Consider the following 18,008-nt stretch of genomic DNA (forward strand, 5'->3'; position numbering starts at 1 on the left):
GTGAGCGTACGCGACCGTCCGCGTCGGCGGCCCGCGGTATCCTCCGTGACATGAGCATGAGCGGCGGCATGAGCGGGCGCGGCTCCCGCGTGTCGTCGGGAGACGCCGAGCGGCAGCGCGAGATCAACAGCGAGGCGCCCGTCGTCGCCGATCTGGGTCGCCGCATCGCCGCGCTGTTCCGCCCCTACCGGGGCCAGCTGGCGGTGATCATCGTCATGGTGCTGATCTCCGCGGCGCTCGGGATCCTGCCGCCGCTCCTCACCCAGCGGGTGTTCGACGACGGGCTGTTCCCGCCGGTGGGCGGCCCGGATCTTCCAGTGCTCGCGTGGCTCGTCGCCGCGATGATCGCGGTCTTCGTGGTGTCCTCGGGGCTCGGCATCGTGCAGACGCTCGTCACGGCGCGCGTGGGCAATCGCGTGATGGGCGACCTCCGGGTGCGGCTCTTCGCGCACCTGCAGTCGATGGAGCTCGGCTTCTTCACCCGCACCCAGACGGGCGTGATCCAGTCCCGGCTGCAGAACGACGTGGGCGGTGTCGCCAACGTGCTCACCAACACGGTCTCGAACGTCATCGGCAACACGGTCACCGTGATCGCGGCCGGCGTGGCGATGCTGCTGCTCAGCTGGCAGCTCACCATCGTCGCGCTCGTGCTCATGCCCGTGCTCGTGCTCGCCCAGCGGCGGGTGGGGCAGGTGCGCGCGAGAATCGCCGGTCGCACGCAGGAGTCGCTGTCGGAGATGACCGCGATCACGCAGGAGGCGCTCTCGGTGTCGGGCGTGCTGCTCGCCAAGACCTACTCGCGGCAGCGTGACGAGACCGAGCGCTACGCGGCGGAGAACCGCACCCAGATCGACCTGCAGGTGCGCCAGACGATGAGCGGCCAGGTGTTCTTCGCCCTCGTGCAGGTGTTCCTCTCTGCGGTGCCCGCGATCGTGTACCTGGTGTCGGGGTGGATCATGGCCCGCGCCCTCGGCGAGGGCTTCGACCCCGGCATCACGGCGGGCACGATCGTCGCGTTCACCACCGTGCAGTCCCGGCTGCTGTTCCCGCTCCTGGCCCTCATGCGCATCGCCCTCGACCTGCAGACGTCGCGGGCGCTCTTCGCGCGCATCTTCGAGTACCTCGATCTCGAACCGGCGATCGTCGACGCCCCCGACGCGCGGGAGCCGTCCGACGAGCCGGGACGGGCCGGGCGCGTGGAGTTCGACGACGTGAGCTTCCACTACCCCGACGCCGCGTCGCCGCGGCCGGCGGCGGTGCGGCGGGCGGAAGACGGCGATGCGGATTCCGCGGACGGCGGCGACGCCCGCGACCCGGACGACGCCTCCCGCGCCCCGGATGGCGGCGATCCCCTCGCCGCGGGCGGCGCCCGGGCGACGATCGATCGGGTCTCGTTCCACGTGCGTCCCGGGGAGTTCGTCGCCTTCGTCGGGGCCTCCGGATCGGGGAAGACCACGATCGGCTCGCTGATCCCGCGCCTGTACGACGCGACCTCCGGCTCGGTGCGCTACGCCGGGGACGATGTGCGCGAGCTGCGGCAGGAGGCGCTCATGGACCGCATCGGCGTCGTCACGCAGGAGCCCTACCTGTTCCACGCCACCATCGCCGCGAATCTGCGCTACGCCAAGCCGGCGGCGACGCAGGAGGAGCTGGAGGCCGCGGCGCGGCTCGCGAACATCCACGACACGATCCAGGGCTTCGCCGAGGGCTACGAGACCGTGGTCGGCGAGCGCGGCTACCGGCTCTCGGGCGGCGAGAAGCAGCGCATCGCCATCGCGCGCGTGCTGCTCAAGAACCCCCGGGTGCTCGTGCTCGACGAGGCGACGAGCGCGCTCGACACCGTGAACGAGCGCGCGGTGCAACGCGCGCTGGACGACGCGCGCAGCGGCCGCACGACGATCGCCATCGCGCACCGACTGTCGACCGTGGTGGATGCCGACCGCATTTACGTGGTGGGGGCCGGGCGCATTCTCGAGCAGGGCACGCACGCCGAGCTGCTCGAGCGCGGCGGAGCCTACGCCGAGCTCTACGCGCAGCAGAGCTGAGCCGCCGGGACCGCTCATCCCGCGCCCGGGCGACCAACGCGCCCGCGCCGCGTCGGGCCCCGGGTCAGCAGTCCGAGCAGTCGCTCCATCGGCCCCCGCCCGAGCAGCGCGGCCCAGAGCGAGCAGCCGAGCAGGGCGCCGAGCGTCATGGGCCAGAACGGGTCGAGGGCCCGGAAATCGAACCAGGGATCGAGTGCCGGATCGCGCGCTGTGCCGACCGCGATCCACACCGCCCAGATGAGGATGTGCGCGACGTATGCCGTGAGCGGCATGGAGCCGAGGGCGCGCAGGGGCCAGAGCAGCAGCCGCAGCGGGGTCGCCCCGATGAGCGCGCACGCACCGATCACGGCCAGGGCGAAGCCGCCGGATCCGACCGCCTCGCCGACTCCCGAGGCGTGCGGTGCGTCCTGCAGAACGGCGATGAGCCAGGGCCCGGACCCGGCCGGGGCCTCGAGCGCTCCGCTCCGCACCGCCCGGGCGCCGATCGGCCCGACGATCCCGTACCCGAGACCGGCGAGCGCCGCCCCCGAGACGAGCAGCGCCCAGGCGCGACGGGGCGAGGTCAGCAGCACACGGCCGGCACCGATCCCGGCGGCGATGAACGCCGCCCAGAGCAGGAACGGGTAGTTCCAGCCGAAGAGTCGCAGCGTCTCTTCGATCGCCGCTCCGTCGGGGCGCTCCGCGAGCGCCCGGTCGATCGCGGCGACCGCGACAGGCATCGACACCGCGAGGAGCGCAGCGAGCGCGAACAGGCCCGAGGTCGGCAGGCGCAGCAGGGGGATGCCGATCAGGAAGAGGACCCCGTAGGCGGGCAGGATCACGTACACGGGCACGTCGAGGTCGTCGAGGGTGATGCCGAGCAGCCAGATGAGCGCGGCGCGGAGCGCGAGCTGCGTGCGCAGCCCCCACCAGCGCCCGGGTCCCGAGCGGCTGCGTCTGCGCGCCGCAGCCGCAGCGATCGCCAGGGACACGCCGGCGAGGGTGGCGAACAAGATCGATGAGCGCCCGGACACGAGGCCGGACCAGGTCTCCGGGCGCCCCCAGACCAGCGGTGCGATCACGGCCAGGTGCGCCGCGTACATGCCGATGACCGCGAGGCCCCGTGCCAGGTCGATGCCGGGCAGGCGCGCGGGCGGCTCGAGAGCGGCGAAGTTGGCGCGCAGGCGCTCGAGCGGCGTGCGCCCGGGCTCGGCGCGCCGCTCCGGCGACGCCGAGGGGCGCGCTGCGGGCGGATTTCCGCGCTTCTCGGGCTTCCCGGGAGTATCGGGATTCTCGGGCTCCTCGGCCACGGCGCCACCCCCTCTCGCTCCCGCCTCGACCCTCGCGCACGCGGCTGTGAGGCCGCCGCATGCGAAGAACCTTCGGCGCGAGCGGTTCGTCGCGGGCCGGATCCGCGGTTCCTGCGCAGTCCGGGCCGTGTCGCTGCACAGCATTCGGGTGGGATACTGGTCGGGTGCGTCTCATCACCCAGTCCAGCAAGCTCGCTGGCGTTCGCTACGACGTGCGCGGTCCGATCCTGCAGGAGGCCGAGCGCCTCGAACGGTCCGGGCACGAGATCCTGCGTCTCAACATCGGCAACCCCGCGGTCTTCGGCTTCGACGCGCCGCCCGAGCTCGTCGAGGCCGTGCACGCCGCCCTGCCGCGCGCCCAGGGATACAGCGATTCGCGCGGCATCGCGCCCGCGCGCGAGGCGGTCGCGGAGCACTACACGCGCATCGGCGTGCCGGGCATCGGGCCCGACGACGTGCTGATCGGCAACGGCGTGAGCGAGCTCATCTCCTTGGTGCTGCAGGCGCTCATCAGCCCGGGCGACGAGATCCTGATCCCCTCGCCCGACTATCCGCTGTGGACCGCCCAGGCGACGCTCGCCGGCGGGCACGCCGTGCACTACCCGTGCGACGAGCAGAACGGCTGGATGCCCGACCTCGACGCCATCGAGCGGCTCGTGACCGAGCGCACGAAGGGTATCGTGCTGATCAACCCGAACAACCCGACGGGCGCCGTCTACTCCGCCGAGCTGGTGCGCGGATTCGCCGCGCTGGCCGAGCGGCACGGGCTCGTGCTCATGGCCGACGAGATCTACGACCACATCCTCTACGACGGTGCGCAGCACGAGCACGCCGCGCTGCACGCGCGAGAGACGCTGTGCCTCACCTTCAGCGGTCTGTCTAAGATCCAGCGGGTGGCCGGGTACCGCGCCGGATGGGTCGTCGCCTCAGGCGGTCGCGAGCGGGCGGGCGACTTCCTCGAGGGGCTGACGCTGCTCGCGAACATGCGCATGTGCGCCAACGTGCCGGCGCAGCACGCGATCCCCGTGGCGCTCTCGAGCGCGTCGGACTGGTCGGGCATCGCCGAGCTGTGCGCGCCGGGCGGCCGATTCCGCGATCAGCGCGATGTCGCCCACCGCCTGCTGACCGAGATCCCGGGCGTCACCTGCGAGCTGCCGGGCGGTGCGATGTACCTGTTCCCGCGGCTCGATCCCGATCGCTACGACATCCACGACGACCAGCACTTCGTGATCGAACTCATGCGCGCGACGCGCGTGATGATCACGAACGGGCGCGGCTTCAACCTGCCGACCCCCGACCACGTGCGCTTCGTCACCCTGCCGAGCGCCGAGGTGCTGACCGAGGCGATCGGTCGCATCGCCGAGTACCTCGACACGGTCAGGATCGACTGATGCCGATCAGGATCCTCGCGGTCGGGAAGAAGCACGAGAGCTGGGTCGCCGACGGCATCGGGCGCTACGAGAAGCGGCTGCGCAAGCCGTTCGACGCGAGCTGGCAGTTGCTGCCGCACTCGTCTCGCGAGGGCGACGCGGCGCGGGCCGAGGAGTCGGAGCGGATTCTGGCGAAGCTGGATCGCGGTGCGTTCGTGGTGCTGCTCGACGAGCGCGGTCAGGGCGTCGATTCCCCCGCGCTGGCGCGCACGCTGCGGGGCGCGTTCGACTCCGGCCGCACGGTGACGGTGGTGATCGGGGGCGCGTACGGGGTCGAGGATCGCGTGCGCGAGCGCGCCGACTTCGTGTGGAGCCTGTCGCAGCTCGTCTTCCCGCATCAGCTCGTGCGCCTGATCCTCGCCGAGCAGCTGTACCGGGCGCAGGAGATCAGCGCGGGGCGCCCGTACCACCACGTGTAGCGCGGCGTCGCGGGGCATTGCGGTCGGGCTCGGGCGACGACCGCGCGCCGCCGGTCGTGCAGGAGATCGTCGACGGAGCGGGCGTATCCCGCGGAAGCATCCGAATAGCGGAGGATCTCCTGCGCGAGTGGGGCGATGAGGGCCGGCGCCGCCGGAACCGTCAGTGTCAGTGGTCCCTCGTAGGGTGTCGGCATGAACCCGTTCCGGCTCTCCACCCGCCTGCACCCGGCACCGCGCCCGGTGCGGCAGGAGGCTGTCGAGAGCGAGGCCGTCGCGGTGCCGTGGCGCGTGGTGCGGCGCTCCGAGTCGGGGGTGATCGAGGTGGAGCACCGGGGCCCCGAGCCGCTGTACTCCGTGCGGTTTGCGATGGCGGGCAGCGGCATGCTGGGGCTGTCGCTGCCGCGCACCGTGCTGCCGGGCGAGCGCATCCGCGTCGTGGTGCGGGGCGCCTTCGCGGATCGCGACGCCCGGTCTGCCGCGGCGTCGGCCGACACGATGCTGGTGATGCGCTGGTTCCAGCCCGATGGAACGGAGCTGCTGTGGCCGATCGCACTCTGAATCGGGGAACATCCGGGGCCCCGGCGGTGTTGACATCAGTGCCGGCCGGGCTCCGCATTCGGCGTGCGGCGGCTCCGCGTGGACCTCCGCGGGATCGCTCGAGGGGCGGCACTGCGCGACACGCCGGGGAGGGGCTGTGAGGCAAAATTCTTTCCGGCCGCAGGCCTTGTGGATAACCGCCTCGGAGGGGCGGAACCGCGCCGAAAGTTCTCCCCAGTCCGCGCTGCGGAGCCGTGGAATTCAGGTGGAAAACTACAGTGATGTAACTACATCATGTTGTGGTCGAGTGTGGTGTGGTTCACTAGATGTAGTGCCTCGAGCGAGGCGTGTGAGTTTTTCGAGGAGGGGCGTGGAATGGCCATCACGGTATACACCAAGCCGTCGTGCGTGCAGTGCAACATGACGTATCGCGAGCTCGACAAGCAGGGGATCGAGTACGACGTGCTCGACGTCTCCGCAGACGAGACCGCGCTCGAGACGGTCAAGGAGCTCGGCTACCTGCAGGCTCCGGTCGTGGTGACGGATGACGAGCACTGGTCTGGCTTCCGCCCCGACAAGATCTCGGAGCTCGCCGGCCGCCTCGCCTAGGCCGCAGCCGTACGCAGGATCGTGGACCGCCCGAGGCAGCCGGAGGATCGACACCGGCGCGCCGAGGGCGTTTCAGCAGTTCGGGATCGCAGTGGGGGTGACGCGCGTGGCAGACCTGGTGTACTTCTCCAGCGTCTCGGGCAACACGCACCGCTTCGTCGAGAAGCTCGGCCGCCCCGCCCAGCGGATTCCGCTCCGATCCCGAGACGAGCCGCTCGTCGTCACCGAGCCGTTCGTGCTGCTCGTGCCCACCTACGGCGGCGGCCCCGAGACTCGGGCCGTGCCCAAGCAGGTCATCCGGTTCCTCAACGACGAGCGCAACCGCAGGCACCTGCGCGGGGTGATCGCCGCGGGCAATACGAACTTCGGTGAGGCCTACGGCATCGCGGGGGACATCATCGCACGCAAGTGCCAGGTGCCCTTCCTCTATCGATTCGAACTCTTTGGTACCCCGGACGACGTCACCGCCGTCCAAGAAGGATTGGAACAGTTTTGGTCTCAGCAGGAACAACCGCAGGCGCGGCGAGCGCAGTGATGGAGCCGGGGCTCGAGTCGTCCAAGATCAGCGACATGGACTACCACGCGCTGAACGCGATGCTCAATCTCTACGACGCCGACGGCCGCATCCAGTTCGAGAGGGATCGCGAGGCGGCTCGGCAGTACTTCCTGCAGCACGTCAATCAGAACATGGTGTTCTTCCACAACTTCGAAGAGCGCATGCGGTATCTGATCGACAACGACTACTACGAGAAGGGACTGCTCGACGAGTACCCGCTCGAGTTTATCGAGAGCCTCACCAACGAGGCCTACGCGATGAAGTTCCGCTTCCCCACCTTCCTCGGGGCGTTCAAGTTCTTCACCTCGTACGCGCTCAAGACCTTCGACGGCAAGCGCTACCTCGAGCGGTTCGAGGATCGTGTCGTGATGGTGGCGCTCGGCCTCGCCGAGGGCGACCAGGAGCTGGCCCGCGGGCTGGTGCGCGAGATCGTCTCGGGTCGCTTCCAGCCCGCCACGCCCACGTTCCTCAACCTCGGCAAGGCGCAGCGCGGCGAGCTCGTCTCGTGCTTCCTGCTGCGCATCGAGGACAACATGGAGTCGATCTCGCGCGGCATCAACTCCTCGCTGCAGCTCTCCAAGCGCGGCGGCGGCGTGGCCCTCCTCCTCTCCAACATCCGGGAGTCGGGCGCCCCGATCAAGAAGATCGAGAACCAGTCGTCGGGCATCATCCCCGTCATGAAGCTCCTCGAGGACAGCTTCAGCTACGCCAACCAGCTCGGCGCGCGTCAGGGCGCCGGCGCGGTGTACCTGAGCGCGCATCACCCCGACATCATGAAGTTCCTCGACACCAAGCGCGAGAACGCGGACGAGAAGATCCGCATCAAGACCCTCTCGCTCGGCGTCGTCATCCCCGACATCACCTTCGAGCTCGCCAAGAAGGGCGAGGACATGTACCTGTTCTCGCCGTACGACGTCGAGCGCATCTACGGGGTCCCGTTCGGCGACATCTCGATCAGCGAGAAGTACCAGGAGATGGTCGACGACGCGCGCATCAAGAAGACCAAGATCAACGCGCGCCACTTCTTCCAGACCATCGCAGAGCTGCAGTTCGAGTCGGGCTACCCCTACATCGTGTTCGAGGACACGGTCAATCGTGCGAACCCCATCAAGGGCCGCATCAACATGTCGAACCTCTGCTCCGAGATCCTCCAGGTCAACACGCCCACGACGTACAACGAGGATCTGAGCTACGACCAGATCGGCAAGGACATCTCCTGCAACCTCGGGTCGATGAACATCGCGGCCGCGATGGACGGCGGAGACCTCGGGGGCACCGTCGAACTCGCGATCCGCGCGCTCACCTCGGTGAGCGATCAGAGCCACATCAGCTCGGTGCGCTCGATCGAGGACGGCAACGACCAGTCGCACGCCATCGGCCTCGGCCAGATGAACCTCCACGGGTACCTCGCCCGCGAGCACGTGCACTACGGCTCCGAAGAGGGCATCGACTTCACCAACATCTACTTCTACACGGTGCTCTTCCACGCGATCCGCGCCTCCAACCGCCTCGCGATCGAGCGCGGCAGCGTCTTCGGCGGCTTCGAGGACTCGAAGTACGCGTCGGGCGAGTTCTTCGACACGTACACCGAGCAGGCCTGGCAGCCGGAGACCGCGCGGGTGCGCGAGATGTTCGCGCGCGCGGGTGTCGAGATCCCGACGCAGGACGACTGGCGCGAGCTCAAGGCGAGCGTCATGGAGCACGGCATCTACAACCAGAACCTGCAGGCCGTGCCCCCGACCGGGTCGATCTCGTACATCAACAACTCGACCAGCTCGATCCACCCGATCGCCTCGAAGATCGAGATCCGCAAGGAGGGCAAGCTCGGGCGCGTCTACTACCCGGCGCCCTTCATGACGAACGAGAACCTGGAGTACTACCAGGACGCCTACGAGATCGGGCCCGAGAAGATCATCGACACCTACGCCGCGGCGACGCAGCACGTCGACCAGGGGCTGTCGCTCACGCTGTTCTTCAAGGACACCGCGACCACTCGCGACATCAACAGGGCGCAGATCTACGCGTGGCGCAAGGGGATCAAGACCATCTACTACATCCGTCTGCGCCAGCTCGCGCTCGAGGGCACCGACATGAGCGAGTGCGTCAGCTGCATGTTGTGATCCCGGTGATCCTGCGGGAGCTGGTGGCCGTCATCCTGCGGGAGCGGAGCGAGTCGCAGGATCCACACGCCGTTCATCCTGCGCGAAGTCGCAGGATCCACCCGCCGGTCATCCTGCGCGAAGTCGCAGGATCCACGATCATGAACGTAGACACTGCGACTCCCTCCGGTCGCGCAGCACGACGAGAACAATGAGGAACCGATGAACTTCAAGCTGGGGCACGCGGTGCAGGCGATCAACTGGAACCGCATCCAGGACGACAAGGATCTCGAGGTCTGGAACCGCCTGGTCAATAACTTCTGGCTGCCCGAGAAGGTGCCGCTGTCGAACGACGTGCAGTCGTGGGGCACGCTCACGGCCGAGGAGCAGCTCCTCACGATGCGCGTGTTCACCGGCCTGACCCTGCTCGACACCATCCAGGGCACGGTGGGCGCGGTGTCGCTGATCCCCGACGCGATCACCCCGCACGAGGAGGCCGTCTACACGAACATCGCGTTCATGGAGTCGGTGCACGCGAAGAGCTACTCGTCGATCTTCTCGACCCTGTGCTCGACGCAGGAGATCGACGACGCCTTCCGCTGGTCGATGGAGAACCCGAATCTGCAGAAGAAGGCGCAGATCATCGTCGACTACTACGAGGGCGACGACCCGCTGAAGCGCAAGGTGGCCTCGACCCTGCTCGAGTCGTTCCTCTTCTACTCGGGCTTCTACCTGCCCATGTACTGGTCGAGCCACGCCAAGCTCACCAACACGGCCGACCTCATCCGCCTCATCATCCGCGACGAGGCCGTGCACGGCTACTACATCGGCTACAAGTTCCAGAAGGCGCTCGAGAACGAGACCGAGGAGCGCCGCCAGGAGCTCAAGGACTACACCTTCGCGCTGCTGTACGACCTGTATGAGAACGAGGTCAAGTACACGGCCGACCTCTACGACCCGGTGGGCCTCACCGAGGACGTCAAGAAGTTCCTGCACTACAACGCCAACAAGGCGCTCATGAACCTCGGCTACGAGCCGATGTTCCCCAAGGAGATGACCGACGTCAACCCGGCGATCCTCTCGGCGCTCTCGCCGAACGCCGATGAGAACCACGACTTCTTCTCGGGCTCCGGATCCTCGTACGTCATCGGCAAGGCCGTCGCCACCGAGGACGAGGACTGGGACTTCTAGAACACCAGGTCAGGGGCATACCCTGACCGACAGGCCCCCGCGGCGCCGAGCTCCACAGCTCGAGCGCCGCGGGGGCTCATTCGTTCGTGCCCGCATTCTGCTCACATTCCTACGCGCCGAGTGCGACGGCGCCGGCGCGCGCCAGGGCGAGCTCCTCTGGGAAGGCGGTCCGGGCACTTCATCGGCGTGGCTTCAAGCCTGCCGGAGCCGGACGCGTTCGCGCGGAACAGGCGCGGATCGGGTCGGGTGATGCCGGCCCGAGGACTGTCGACTTCGTCGCCCCGCACTATGACCGGATCCACGGTGCGATTTCGGATCTCATACGCTTCGGAAATCGCTCGCCGAGCGCGGCGTGCCCACCGAGATGACCGGGAGGAGCCCGGGGCCGGCAGCACCCCGGCATCTTCGAGATCCTTGAGACCGACGCTGCCGGTATCCGCCGGATGCCGGTGCAATGATCCGCTCCCGAGGCATCAACAAGGCTGACACCCGCCCTGACAGCTCCGCTGATCCCGGCTACTACACTGAGCAGTGCGTGCGGTGGTGCGCGTGCTGTTCGACGACGGCACGGAAGCGGCCGCACTGCGGGTGGAGCACCGGAGCCGACGGGAGGCGAGATGGCGGGATCGACCGTTCCGAAGCGCGTGCGCCTGGATCGACGGCTGATCGTCGACGCGATCCTCGAGCTCGCCCGCGCGGAGCCGAGCGCGAAGGTCACCTTCAAGCGCCTCGGCGAGGCCCTCGGCGTCGACGCCACCGCGATGTACCGGCACTTCCGCAACAAGGAGGAGCTGACGCGGGCGGCGCTCGATCGCTTGAGCGAGATGGCGGTGATCGATGCCGAGGCGGCGACCGGCGGCTGGCGCGAGCGGCTCGAGGCGCACCTCATGCGCATCGCCGAGCTCAGTCTCGAGTACCCGTCGATCGCCGCCGAGGGCGCGATCCTCGACCCTGTCGGCCCGGGAGATGTCGCCGGGGACGAGTTCGTGCTCGCGCGGCTGCACGAGGCCGGCCTGCGCGGCGACGCCCTGATCCGCGCCTACGCCGCCGTCTCGGGATTCGCGCTCGCGCAGTCGGCGGCGATGGCGCAGGAGGTCGTGGCGCACGGCGGTGCGGCCCGCGACGGCTCGATCCCCTGGATCAGCACCTTCGGGTCCGTCGACCTGTCGCAGTACCCGCTCGTCGACGAGCACCGCGCCGAGCTGCTCGCCATCGACGGCATGGCCGTCTACCGCGCGGGCATCGACGCGATCCTCGACTCCGTGGCGCGGTAGCCGCCGTCCGTGGCGGATTCGTGGGCGAGTAGGGTAGAGGCGTGAGCGGGCGGGGCCCGATGCGAGCGGAGGTGGAGACCGGTGTCTGATGGGGGCGGAGCTCAGGAGTCGGACGCGGTCGGTCTGCTCAGGGCGCTCATCCGCGAGGCCTGCGTCAACGACGGACGCCCCGACTCCGGCCAGGAGATCCGCAGCGTGCGCGTGCTGCAGCGCTTCCTCGCCCCTGCGGTCGCGGCCGGTCGGATCGAGACCCAGGTGCTCGAATCGGCGCCCGGGCGCGCATCGCTGATCGCGCGGGTGCGCGGCACCGACCCGTCGGCGCCGTCGCTCGGCCTGCTCGGGCACCTCGACGTGGTGCCGGTGGACCCGGAGGGGTGGACCCGCAATCCGTTCGGTGGCGATCTCATCGACGGCGAGATCTGGGGCCGCGGCGCGGTCGACATGCTCTACCTGACCGCCGCGTTCGCCGCAGTGCTGCGCGAGACGGCGCTCGCGCCCGAACGGCCGCGCGGAGACCTGGTGCTCCTGGCCGTCGCCGACGAGGAGGCCGGAGGCGAGTACGGGATCCACTGGCTCGTGCGCGAGCACCCGGATGCGATGCGGGTGAGCGAGGCGCTCTCCGAGTCGGGGGGCATGCGCATGGGTGCGCACGTGGCGATCGAGGTCGCCGAGAAGGGCTCGGCCGGTCGCCGTCTGGTGATACGCGGCAAGCCCGGGCACGCGTCGATCCCCTACGGCGCCGCGAGCGCGGCTTACCGCGTGGGAGAGGTGCTGCAGCGCCTGGGCGAGGTGGCGCCGGCGGCGCAGCCGAGCGAGCTCTGGGACGCCTTCGTGGCCGCGCGCATCGGCGACCCCGCACTCGCCGAGCGCCTGCGCGATCCCGTGAGCATCGACGCGGCGCTGCCGCACCTCGGCGGCATCGCGGGGTACGCGCACGCCGTGTCGCGCATCACGCTGTCGCCCACCGTGCTGCGGGCGGGCATGACCCACAATGTGATCCCCGCGGTCGGCACCATCGACCTCGACATCCGCACGCTGCCCGGCACCAGCGACGCCGACGTCGACCAGTTGCTCGCCGCGGTGCTCGGCCCGCTCATCGACGAGGTCGAGATCCAGCACCTGCGCGGCTGGGCGGCCACCGCCTCGAGCGCGCGGGAACCGCTGTTCGCCGCGATCGAGCGGGCGGTGGGCGCGGTCGCCGGCGCGCCGGTCGTGCCCATCATGGCGGCGGGAGGATCGGATGCCAGGGTGCTGCGGGAACTCGGGATCCCGGCCTATGGTTTCGGTCTGCTCGGGCCCGATTGGACCTACGAGCGCTACCGCGAGGGCGTGCACGGCAACGACGAGCGCATCGACGTGGAATCGGTCGAGCTGTCGCTGGCCGCGCTGCGGCTGATCGTCGCGGAGCGGGTGGGGGGCCTCGTCGTCGAGTGAGTGGGCCGTCCACGGGGTGAGCGAGCCGGAGGCGCGTCGACGCCCCGCTCGCGTGGATCCTGCGACTGCGTTCGCTGCGCTCTCTTCGCGCAGGATGACGGAGGGGGCGGATCCCTCCCACGGGGTGAGCGAGCCGGAGGCGAGTCGACACCACGGCCCGGGCTTCGAATCCGCTGCGCTCCGCTCACCCGGCGGAGCGACTACTCGAAGAAGTCGCCCAGGAACTCGAAGGGGCTCTTCTTCTTGCGATAGCGGGGATCGTTCGACCGCCGGTCGTCGGAATAGCGCCGATCGTCGGAGTAGCGTCGGTCATCGGAGTACCGCCGATCGTCGGAGTAGCGCCGGTCGTCGGGGCGCGGGCGGTCCATGCGCGGGTCCGCGTACTGCTGCGGAGCCGGTGCGGCGGGCGGAGCCTGCGCCTCGGATTCGATCTGCGCGCGCTCGAGGATCTTGTCGAGTTCGCCGCGATCCAACCACACGCCGCGGCACTGCGGGCAGTAGTCGATCTCGATTCCTTGGCGCTCGCTCATGAGCAGGACGGTTCCGTCGCTGGGGCAGTTCATATCCCTGACTGTAGCGGTGCCGGCTGGAAGGATCCCCGGGGGAGGGGGCTCTACGCCCACCCCACGACGAGGCGGGCCGCCTGCTCCGGCACCGCCGGGTCGATCCCGGTGAGGTCGGCGAAGCGGCGCAGCCGATTCGTGAGCGTGTTGCGGTGGCAAAAGAGCTCGGCGGCCGACTCGCTCACGCTCCCCGTGCGCAGGTAGCTGCGCACGGCCTCCTCGAGCCGGGAACGCTCTGCCTCCCCGCAGCGCTCCAGCGCCGCCTGCACGTCGGAGAGGATCGGGCGCCCCGACGCGAGCAGCGTGCGCGCGGCGAGCCGGGCCCACCCTCGGCTCCAGGTCATCGCGCCCGTCTCGTCCGGGGCGAAGAGGTGGGCGAGCTCGCCGGCGGTCGCGGCGGAGCGCCGCAGATCCGCGATGCCGGCCGCCGCGGTGATCACTCCGACGCGCAGCTCCAGCAGCTGTCGGCCCAGCTCGTCCAGGCGCGAGCCGGGCAGATCGATCGGCCGGGTGAAGGCCACGAGCGCGTCTCCGAGGTGATGGGTGTGGACGGTGGCCCCCGCGCGTTCGAGCTCCGATATGGCCACGCGCAGCGGCGCGATGTCGTCTTCCGTCGCCGCGACCACGAGCAGCGGGGCCTGGGGCGGCAGGCCGAGCTCGGATGCGATGCTGCGGAGATGCTGCCCGGCGGGCTGCGGTTCTTGGAAGAGCGAGGCGATGAGGCCCTGCCGCACGGAGGCCGCCTCCTCGCGCATGCGCTCGCGCTCGGCGACGTAGGCGCGCTGGGTCTGGCCCACGTACTCGTCGACGGTGCGCAGCACGATGCCGGTGTGGCGCACGAGCAGCTCGGCGTCGTCGGCGTCGGCGACGCGCGTCAGCGCTTCCCAGAGCACGGTGAAGTCGTGACGGATCGCGGTCATGAGCGAGGTGATCGGCACGCCCGCCCTCGCCCGCGAGACGCCGACGTCGGTGGAGATCGTGATCTCCTCGTCGAAGCCGCCCGCCCGCAGGCCGTCGACGAGCGCGCTGAACGAGAGCCGGCCGGTGCGCCGCATCTCCGATCGGGGAATGGGCGGGGGATCGTAGCCGGCCACGGAGCCCACGAGCGCCAGGAAGGTCTCGGTCAGCTGGTCGAGGTCGAGGCGGTCGAGCAGCTCGAGCCAGCGGTCGCGGTCGTCGGGGCGGGGCGTGTCGCTGAGGGTGCGGGCGTGATCCGGCGTCATGCAGCTCATAATATGTGCATATGCACACTTCTGTCCCGAATTCCCGTGGCGATACGTGCCATCCATAGGGCGAATCACCTGGGAATCTGGAGTGCGATGCCGTTGCGACCGTGACGGCCCCGCCCCCGGATCCCGCATCCTCGACGGAGAGAGAGTATGAGCGAGACAACCCACACGTCGGCCATCGAGTACGACGCGACGCAGGAACTGAGCGTCAAGGACGCCAACAAGGTCGCACTCGGCGCCCTCATCGGCACCGCACTCGAGTGGTACGACTTCTTCCTCTTCAGCGCGGCCGCCGCGCTGGTGTTCAACGTGCAGTACTTCACGAGCGAGAACGCGACGGCCGCGGCGCTCGCCTCGTTCGCCACCTTCGGCGTGGGCCTCGCGGCCCGACCCATCGGCGGCATTATCTTCGGCCGCATGGGCGACCGGATCGGCCGTCGCAAGGTGCTCATGATCACGATCGTGGGCATCGGCATCGTGACCGGCCTCATCGGCCTGCTGCCGACCTACGCGGCCATCGGCATCGCCGCGCCGGTGCTCCTGGTGCTGCTGCGCGTGCTGCAGGGCCTCTTCGTGGGCGGCGAGTGGTCGGGCGCCATGACCATCGTGGTCGAGAACGCACCGCTGCACCTGCGCGCCCGCTACGCGGCGATCCCCCAGATCGGCTCGCCGATCGGCACGATCCTTTCTTCGGGCGGCTTCTTCGTCATGACGCTGCTGTTCTCGCAGCAGAACTTCGACGCCTGGGGCTGGCGCATCCCCTTCCTGGTCGCCTTCCCGCTGCTGATCGTCGCCGTCTACATCCGCAGCAGGCTCGAGGAGTCGCCGGTCTTCCGTCAGCTCGAGGAGTCGGGCGAGATCGAGCAGAGCCCCGTGCTCACCACCTTCCGCAACAGCTGGAAGCAGATCATCATCGGCATGGCCGCAGCGCTGCTCGGCGTAGGCGGGTTCTACCTCGTGACCGCGTTCTGCGTCTGGTACGGCGTGAACGTGCTCGGCTACGAGTCGTCGCTCATGCTGCTCGGCAGCATGGTGGCCGCGGCCGTCGAGATCCCCGTGCTGATCTGGGGTGGCATCCTGGGCTCGAAGTACGGCGCGAGCCGAGTGATCCTCTGGGGCGGCATCGCCTCGGCCGTGGTCTCGGTGCCCGCGTTCCTGCTGCTCTCCTCGGGGGTCCCGGTGCTCGTGGTGATCGCCATGACGCTCGCCGTGGGCACGCTCTCGCTGCCCTACGCGGCGTCGGGTACGGTGCTCACCGGTCTCTTCCCGGCCAAGACCCGCTACACCGGTGTCGGCATGGCGCAGAACGTCGCGGGCATGCTCTCCGGCTTCATCCCGCTGCTCGCCACCGGCTTCGTCGCCGCCGCGGGCAACCACTGGTGGCCGGCCGCCGCGATGCTCGCCTTCCTGTCGCTGTTCACCGCGGTCGCGGGTGCGCTCGCCCCGCGCATGAGCGTCAAGCTGCCCGGATTCAAGCACTGATCCGCGCGCACTGATCCGCGCGCACTGAGCCGCGCGCACTGAGCCCGCACGGCGGCGGGTCGCCCGCCCCGCCGCCGCACCCGCCCCGCCGGCCTCACCCCACTTACCCGCCGTCAGATTCCCGGAAGGATCGCCCCCGATGTCAGCGCCCACCACCTCCTCGTCAGCCGGCCACCTCATCGTCCGCACGCTCGAAGCGCATGGCGTGCGGCGCGTGTACGCGGTGCCGGGGGAGAGCTACCTCGACGTGCTCGACGGCCTGTACGACTCGTCCGTCGAGACGGTGGTGTGCCGGCACGAGGGCGGGGCCGGTTTCATGGCGCTGGCCGAGGGCCGTCTGACCGGTCTGCCCGGCGTGGCCATGGTGACGCGCGGACCCGGCGCCGCCAACGCGATGATCGCGATCCACACGGCGTGGCAGGACGCCACCCCGCTCGTGCTGTTCGTGGGCCTCGTGCCCGTGCACGACCGCGAGCGCGAGGCGTTCCAAGAGTTCAGCCTGACCGGCTGGTTCGGCTCGACGGCGAAGCGGGTCATGACGATCGACGACGCGGATCGCGCCGGCGAGCTCACCGCGGAGGCGATGCGGATCGCCGCGGCCGGGCGGCCCGGCCCGGTCGTCGTGGGGCTGCCCGAGGACGTGCTCGTGCACCTCACCGACGCGGCTCCCTCCCAGCCGATCGCGGCCCCCGCTCCGCAGCCGGCGCCGGCCGAGCTCGAGACGCTCGTCGCGCGCCTCGCCCGGGCCGAGCGCCCCGCGATCGTCGCGGGCGGCGACGGCTGGCACGACGGCGCGGGGCGGCAGCTGCTCGACTTCGCGGCGGCGGCCGGCGTGCCGGTCTTCTGCGACTGGCGGGCCTACGACGCGGTGCCGCACGACGGCCCGGCCTGGGCCGGCTGGCTCGGATACGGGCGCGCCGACGCGGTCGCCGCGGGCTACGCCGCGGCCGACGTGCTCGTCTTCGTCGGGTGCTCCCGCTCCGACGTGCTGAGCGACGGCTACACACTCGGCTTCGACGCCGAGACCGTGCTCGTCTCCCTCGACCCCGAGGCCGTCCAGCACGCAGGCCGCATCGACCAGCAGATCCTCGCGGCCCCCGCCGGCTTCGTCGCGGCGCTCGCGGGCGTCGACCCCTCGGGGGCCCGCGGATCCCGATCCGAGGAGTGGATGCGGGGCCGGGCCGAGGCCCAGGCCCGCTTCGCCGCGCACCGCCCCGACGCCACGGTGTCCGCTGGGTCGACGGCCGCCGGGACCGGCGAGGCCGGCGTCGATCTCGGCGTCGCGTTCGGCCAGCTCGACGACCGGCTGGACGGCCGGGCGATCCTCACCTTCGGAGCGGGCAACGCGACCATCTGGGCGCACCGCTTCGTGCGCCACCTCGACCCCGCGAGCCTCGTGGGCGCGCGCAACGGCGCCATGGGTCTCGCGGTGCCCGCAGCGGTCGCCGCGTCCCTCGCCTTCCCCGAGCGCCGCGCGGTGGCGGTCTGCGGCGACGGCGACTTCCTCATGAACGGCCAGGAGCTCGCGACCGCGTTCGCCCACGGCGGCGCACCGCTCGTGATCGTCGTCGACAACGGCATCTACGGCACCATCGTGCAGCACCAGGAGAACCACTACCCCGGCCGCCCCTCGGGCACCCGCATGGTGAACCCCGATTTCGCGGCCTGGATGGCCTCCTTCGGCGGGCACGGCGAGCGGGTCGAGACCACCGAGCAGTTCGCCCCCGCCCTCGACCGCGCGCTCGCGGCGGGCGGCCCGGCGCTCATCCACGTGCTCATCGGCTCCGAGGTCATGCCCCCGGCGTCGCGCGAGATCGCGGCCGTCGAATCCACCCCTGCGAACTGAGAGGC

Annotated in this window: 15 protein-coding genes; 12 read left to right on the forward strand and 3 right to left on the reverse strand. The window is 70.1% G+C overall.

All coding sequences use genetic code 11. From position 1 onward, the window contains the following. Positions 1 to 56: 56 nt before the first annotated feature. Complete coding sequence (locus EVS81_RS10020; protein ID WP_130111390.1) at positions 57 to 2,045, forward strand: ABC transporter ATP-binding protein; 1,989 nt, start codon at positions 57 to 59, stop codon at positions 2,043 to 2,045. A gap of 14 nt (positions 2,046 to 2,059) precedes the next feature. Here the strand turns inward: EVS81_RS10020 and EVS81_RS10025 are convergent, their stop codons facing one another. After that, the gene (locus EVS81_RS10025) at positions 2,060 to 3,334 is read right to left on the reverse strand and encodes a heparan-alpha-glucosaminide N-acetyltransferase domain-containing protein (RefSeq protein WP_240739804.1); all 1,275 of its coding nucleotides are present in this window, start codon (positions 3,332 to 3,334) and stop codon (positions 2,060 to 2,062) included. Between the two features lie 164 nt (positions 3,335 to 3,498). Between EVS81_RS10025 and EVS81_RS10030 the strand changes: the two genes are divergently transcribed. The 9 genes from EVS81_RS10030 to EVS81_RS10070 all read left to right on the forward strand — a co-directional run bounded on the left by EVS81_RS10030 (position 3,499) and on the right by EVS81_RS10070 (position 12,883). Further along, complete coding sequence (locus tag EVS81_RS10030; RefSeq protein WP_205879311.1) at positions 3,499 to 4,725, forward strand: pyridoxal phosphate-dependent aminotransferase; 1,227 nt, start codon at positions 3,499 to 3,501, stop codon at positions 4,723 to 4,725. Next, the gene (rlmH, locus tag EVS81_RS10035) at positions 4,725 to 5,183 is read left to right on the forward strand and encodes a 23S rRNA (pseudouridine(1915)-N(3))-methyltransferase RlmH (RefSeq protein ID WP_205879312.1); all 459 of its coding nucleotides are present in this window, start codon (positions 4,725 to 4,727) and stop codon (positions 5,181 to 5,183) included. The genes EVS81_RS10030 and rlmH overlap by 1 nt, the downstream gene beginning before the upstream one ends. A gap of 192 nt (positions 5,184 to 5,375) precedes the next feature. Continuing rightward, positions 5,376 to 5,741 carry a hypothetical protein gene (locus EVS81_RS10040; protein WP_130110271.1) on the forward strand — a complete coding sequence of 122 codons (366 nt, stop codon included), beginning with the start codon at positions 5,376 to 5,378 and terminating at the stop codon, positions 5,739 to 5,741. Positions 5,742 to 6,095: 354 nt separating this feature from the next. Beyond that, the gene (gene nrdH, locus EVS81_RS10045) at positions 6,096 to 6,329 is read left to right on the forward strand and encodes a glutaredoxin-like protein NrdH (protein WP_130110272.1); all 234 of its coding nucleotides are present in this window, start codon (positions 6,096 to 6,098) and stop codon (positions 6,327 to 6,329) included. A gap of 106 nt (positions 6,330 to 6,435) precedes the next feature. Beyond that, positions 6,436 to 6,864, forward strand: a complete 429-nt coding sequence (gene nrdI, locus EVS81_RS10050; RefSeq protein ID WP_130110273.1) for a class Ib ribonucleoside-diphosphate reductase assembly flavoprotein NrdI — start codon at positions 6,436 to 6,438, stop codon at positions 6,862 to 6,864. Next, positions 6,864 to 9,005: a class 1b ribonucleoside-diphosphate reductase subunit alpha gene (gene nrdE, locus EVS81_RS10055; protein ID WP_130110274.1), complete on the forward strand. Its 2,142-nt coding sequence runs from the start codon at positions 6,864 to 6,866 to the stop codon at positions 9,003 to 9,005. Before nrdI ends, nrdE begins: the two co-directional genes overlap by 1 nt. A 201-nt stretch (positions 9,006 to 9,206) precedes the next feature. Continuing rightward, positions 9,207 to 10,175: a class 1b ribonucleoside-diphosphate reductase subunit beta gene (nrdF, locus tag EVS81_RS10060; RefSeq protein ID WP_130110275.1), complete on the forward strand. Its 969-nt coding sequence runs from the start codon at positions 9,207 to 9,209 to the stop codon at positions 10,173 to 10,175. A 617-nt stretch (positions 10,176 to 10,792) separates the two neighbouring features. After that, positions 10,793 to 11,449 (forward strand): TetR/AcrR family transcriptional regulator, encoded by a 657-nt coding sequence (locus tag EVS81_RS10065; protein ID WP_130110276.1) that lies wholly within the window; start codon positions 10,793 to 10,795, stop codon positions 11,447 to 11,449. A gap of 81 nt (positions 11,450 to 11,530) precedes the next feature. After that, positions 11,531 to 12,883 carry a M20/M25/M40 family metallo-hydrolase gene (locus EVS81_RS10070; RefSeq protein WP_130110277.1) on the forward strand — a complete coding sequence of 451 codons (1,353 nt, stop codon included), beginning with the start codon at positions 11,531 to 11,533 and terminating at the stop codon, positions 12,881 to 12,883. Between the two features lie 200 nt (positions 12,884 to 13,083). Here EVS81_RS10070 and EVS81_RS10075 read toward each other — a convergent pair whose 3' ends face one another. Then, positions 13,084 to 13,446, reverse strand: coding sequence for a TFIIB-type zinc ribbon-containing protein (locus EVS81_RS10075; protein WP_130110278.1), 363 nt, complete (start codon positions 13,444 to 13,446; stop codon positions 13,084 to 13,086). 50 nt (positions 13,447 to 13,496) lie between these two features. Further along, complete coding sequence (locus EVS81_RS10080) at positions 13,497 to 14,669, reverse strand: PucR family transcriptional regulator (protein WP_130110279.1); 1,173 nt, start codon at positions 14,667 to 14,669, stop codon at positions 13,497 to 13,499. Positions 14,670 to 14,825: 156 nt separating this feature from the next. Here EVS81_RS10080 and EVS81_RS10085 point away from each other — a divergent pair, with 156 nt between their 5' ends. Together EVS81_RS10085 and EVS81_RS10090 are read left to right on the forward strand one after the other, a co-directional pair. Then, positions 14,826 to 16,157 carry an MFS transporter gene (locus EVS81_RS10085; RefSeq protein WP_130110280.1) on the forward strand — a complete coding sequence of 444 codons (1,332 nt, stop codon included), beginning with the start codon at positions 14,826 to 14,828 and terminating at the stop codon, positions 16,155 to 16,157. 139 nt (positions 16,158 to 16,296) lie between these two features. Beyond that, complete coding sequence (locus EVS81_RS10090) at positions 16,297 to 18,003, forward strand: thiamine pyrophosphate-dependent enzyme (RefSeq protein ID WP_130110281.1); 1,707 nt, start codon at positions 16,297 to 16,299, stop codon at positions 18,001 to 18,003. Positions 18,004 to 18,008: the final 5 nt, after the last annotated feature.

Source organism: Leucobacter triazinivorans (assembly GCF_004208635.1).
GTDB classification, from domain to species: domain Bacteria; phylum Actinomycetota; class Actinomycetes; order Actinomycetales; family Microbacteriaceae; genus Leucobacter; species Leucobacter triazinivorans.

What these genes read in the sequence shown, in the direction of transcription:
- EVS81_RS10080 (WP_130110279.1), bottom strand. Translation starts at nt 14,669, where the DNA reads ATGACGCCGGATCACGCCCGCACCCTCAGCGACACGCCCCGCCCCGAC.
- rlmH (WP_205879312.1), top strand. Translation starts at nt 4,725, where the DNA reads ATGCCGATCAGGATCCTCGCGGTCGGGAAGAAGCACGAGAGCTGGGTC.
- EVS81_RS10085 (WP_130110280.1), top strand. Translation starts at nt 14,826, where the DNA reads ATGAGCGAGACAACCCACACGTCGGCCATCGAGTACGACGCGACGCAG.
- EVS81_RS10020 (WP_130111390.1), top strand. Translation starts at nt 57, where the DNA reads ATGAGCGGCGGCATGAGCGGGCGCGGCTCCCGCGTGTCGTCGGGAGAC.
- nrdF (WP_130110275.1), top strand. Translation starts at nt 9,207, where the DNA reads ATGAACTTCAAGCTGGGGCACGCGGTGCAGGCGATCAACTGGAACCGC.
- EVS81_RS10040 (WP_130110271.1), top strand. Translation starts at nt 5,376, where the DNA reads ATGAACCCGTTCCGGCTCTCCACCCGCCTGCACCCGGCACCGCGCCCG.
- EVS81_RS10075 (WP_130110278.1), bottom strand. Translation starts at nt 13,446, where the DNA reads ATGAACTGCCCCAGCGACGGAACCGTCCTGCTCATGAGCGAGCGCCAA.
- EVS81_RS10090 (WP_130110281.1), top strand. Translation starts at nt 16,297, where the DNA reads ATGTCAGCGCCCACCACCTCCTCGTCAGCCGGCCACCTCATCGTCCGC.
- EVS81_RS10065 (WP_130110276.1), top strand. Translation starts at nt 10,793, where the DNA reads ATGGCGGGATCGACCGTTCCGAAGCGCGTGCGCCTGGATCGACGGCTG.
- nrdH (WP_130110272.1), top strand. Translation starts at nt 6,096, where the DNA reads ATGGCCATCACGGTATACACCAAGCCGTCGTGCGTGCAGTGCAACATG.
- nrdE (WP_130110274.1), top strand. Translation starts at nt 6,864, where the DNA reads ATGGAGCCGGGGCTCGAGTCGTCCAAGATCAGCGACATGGACTACCAC.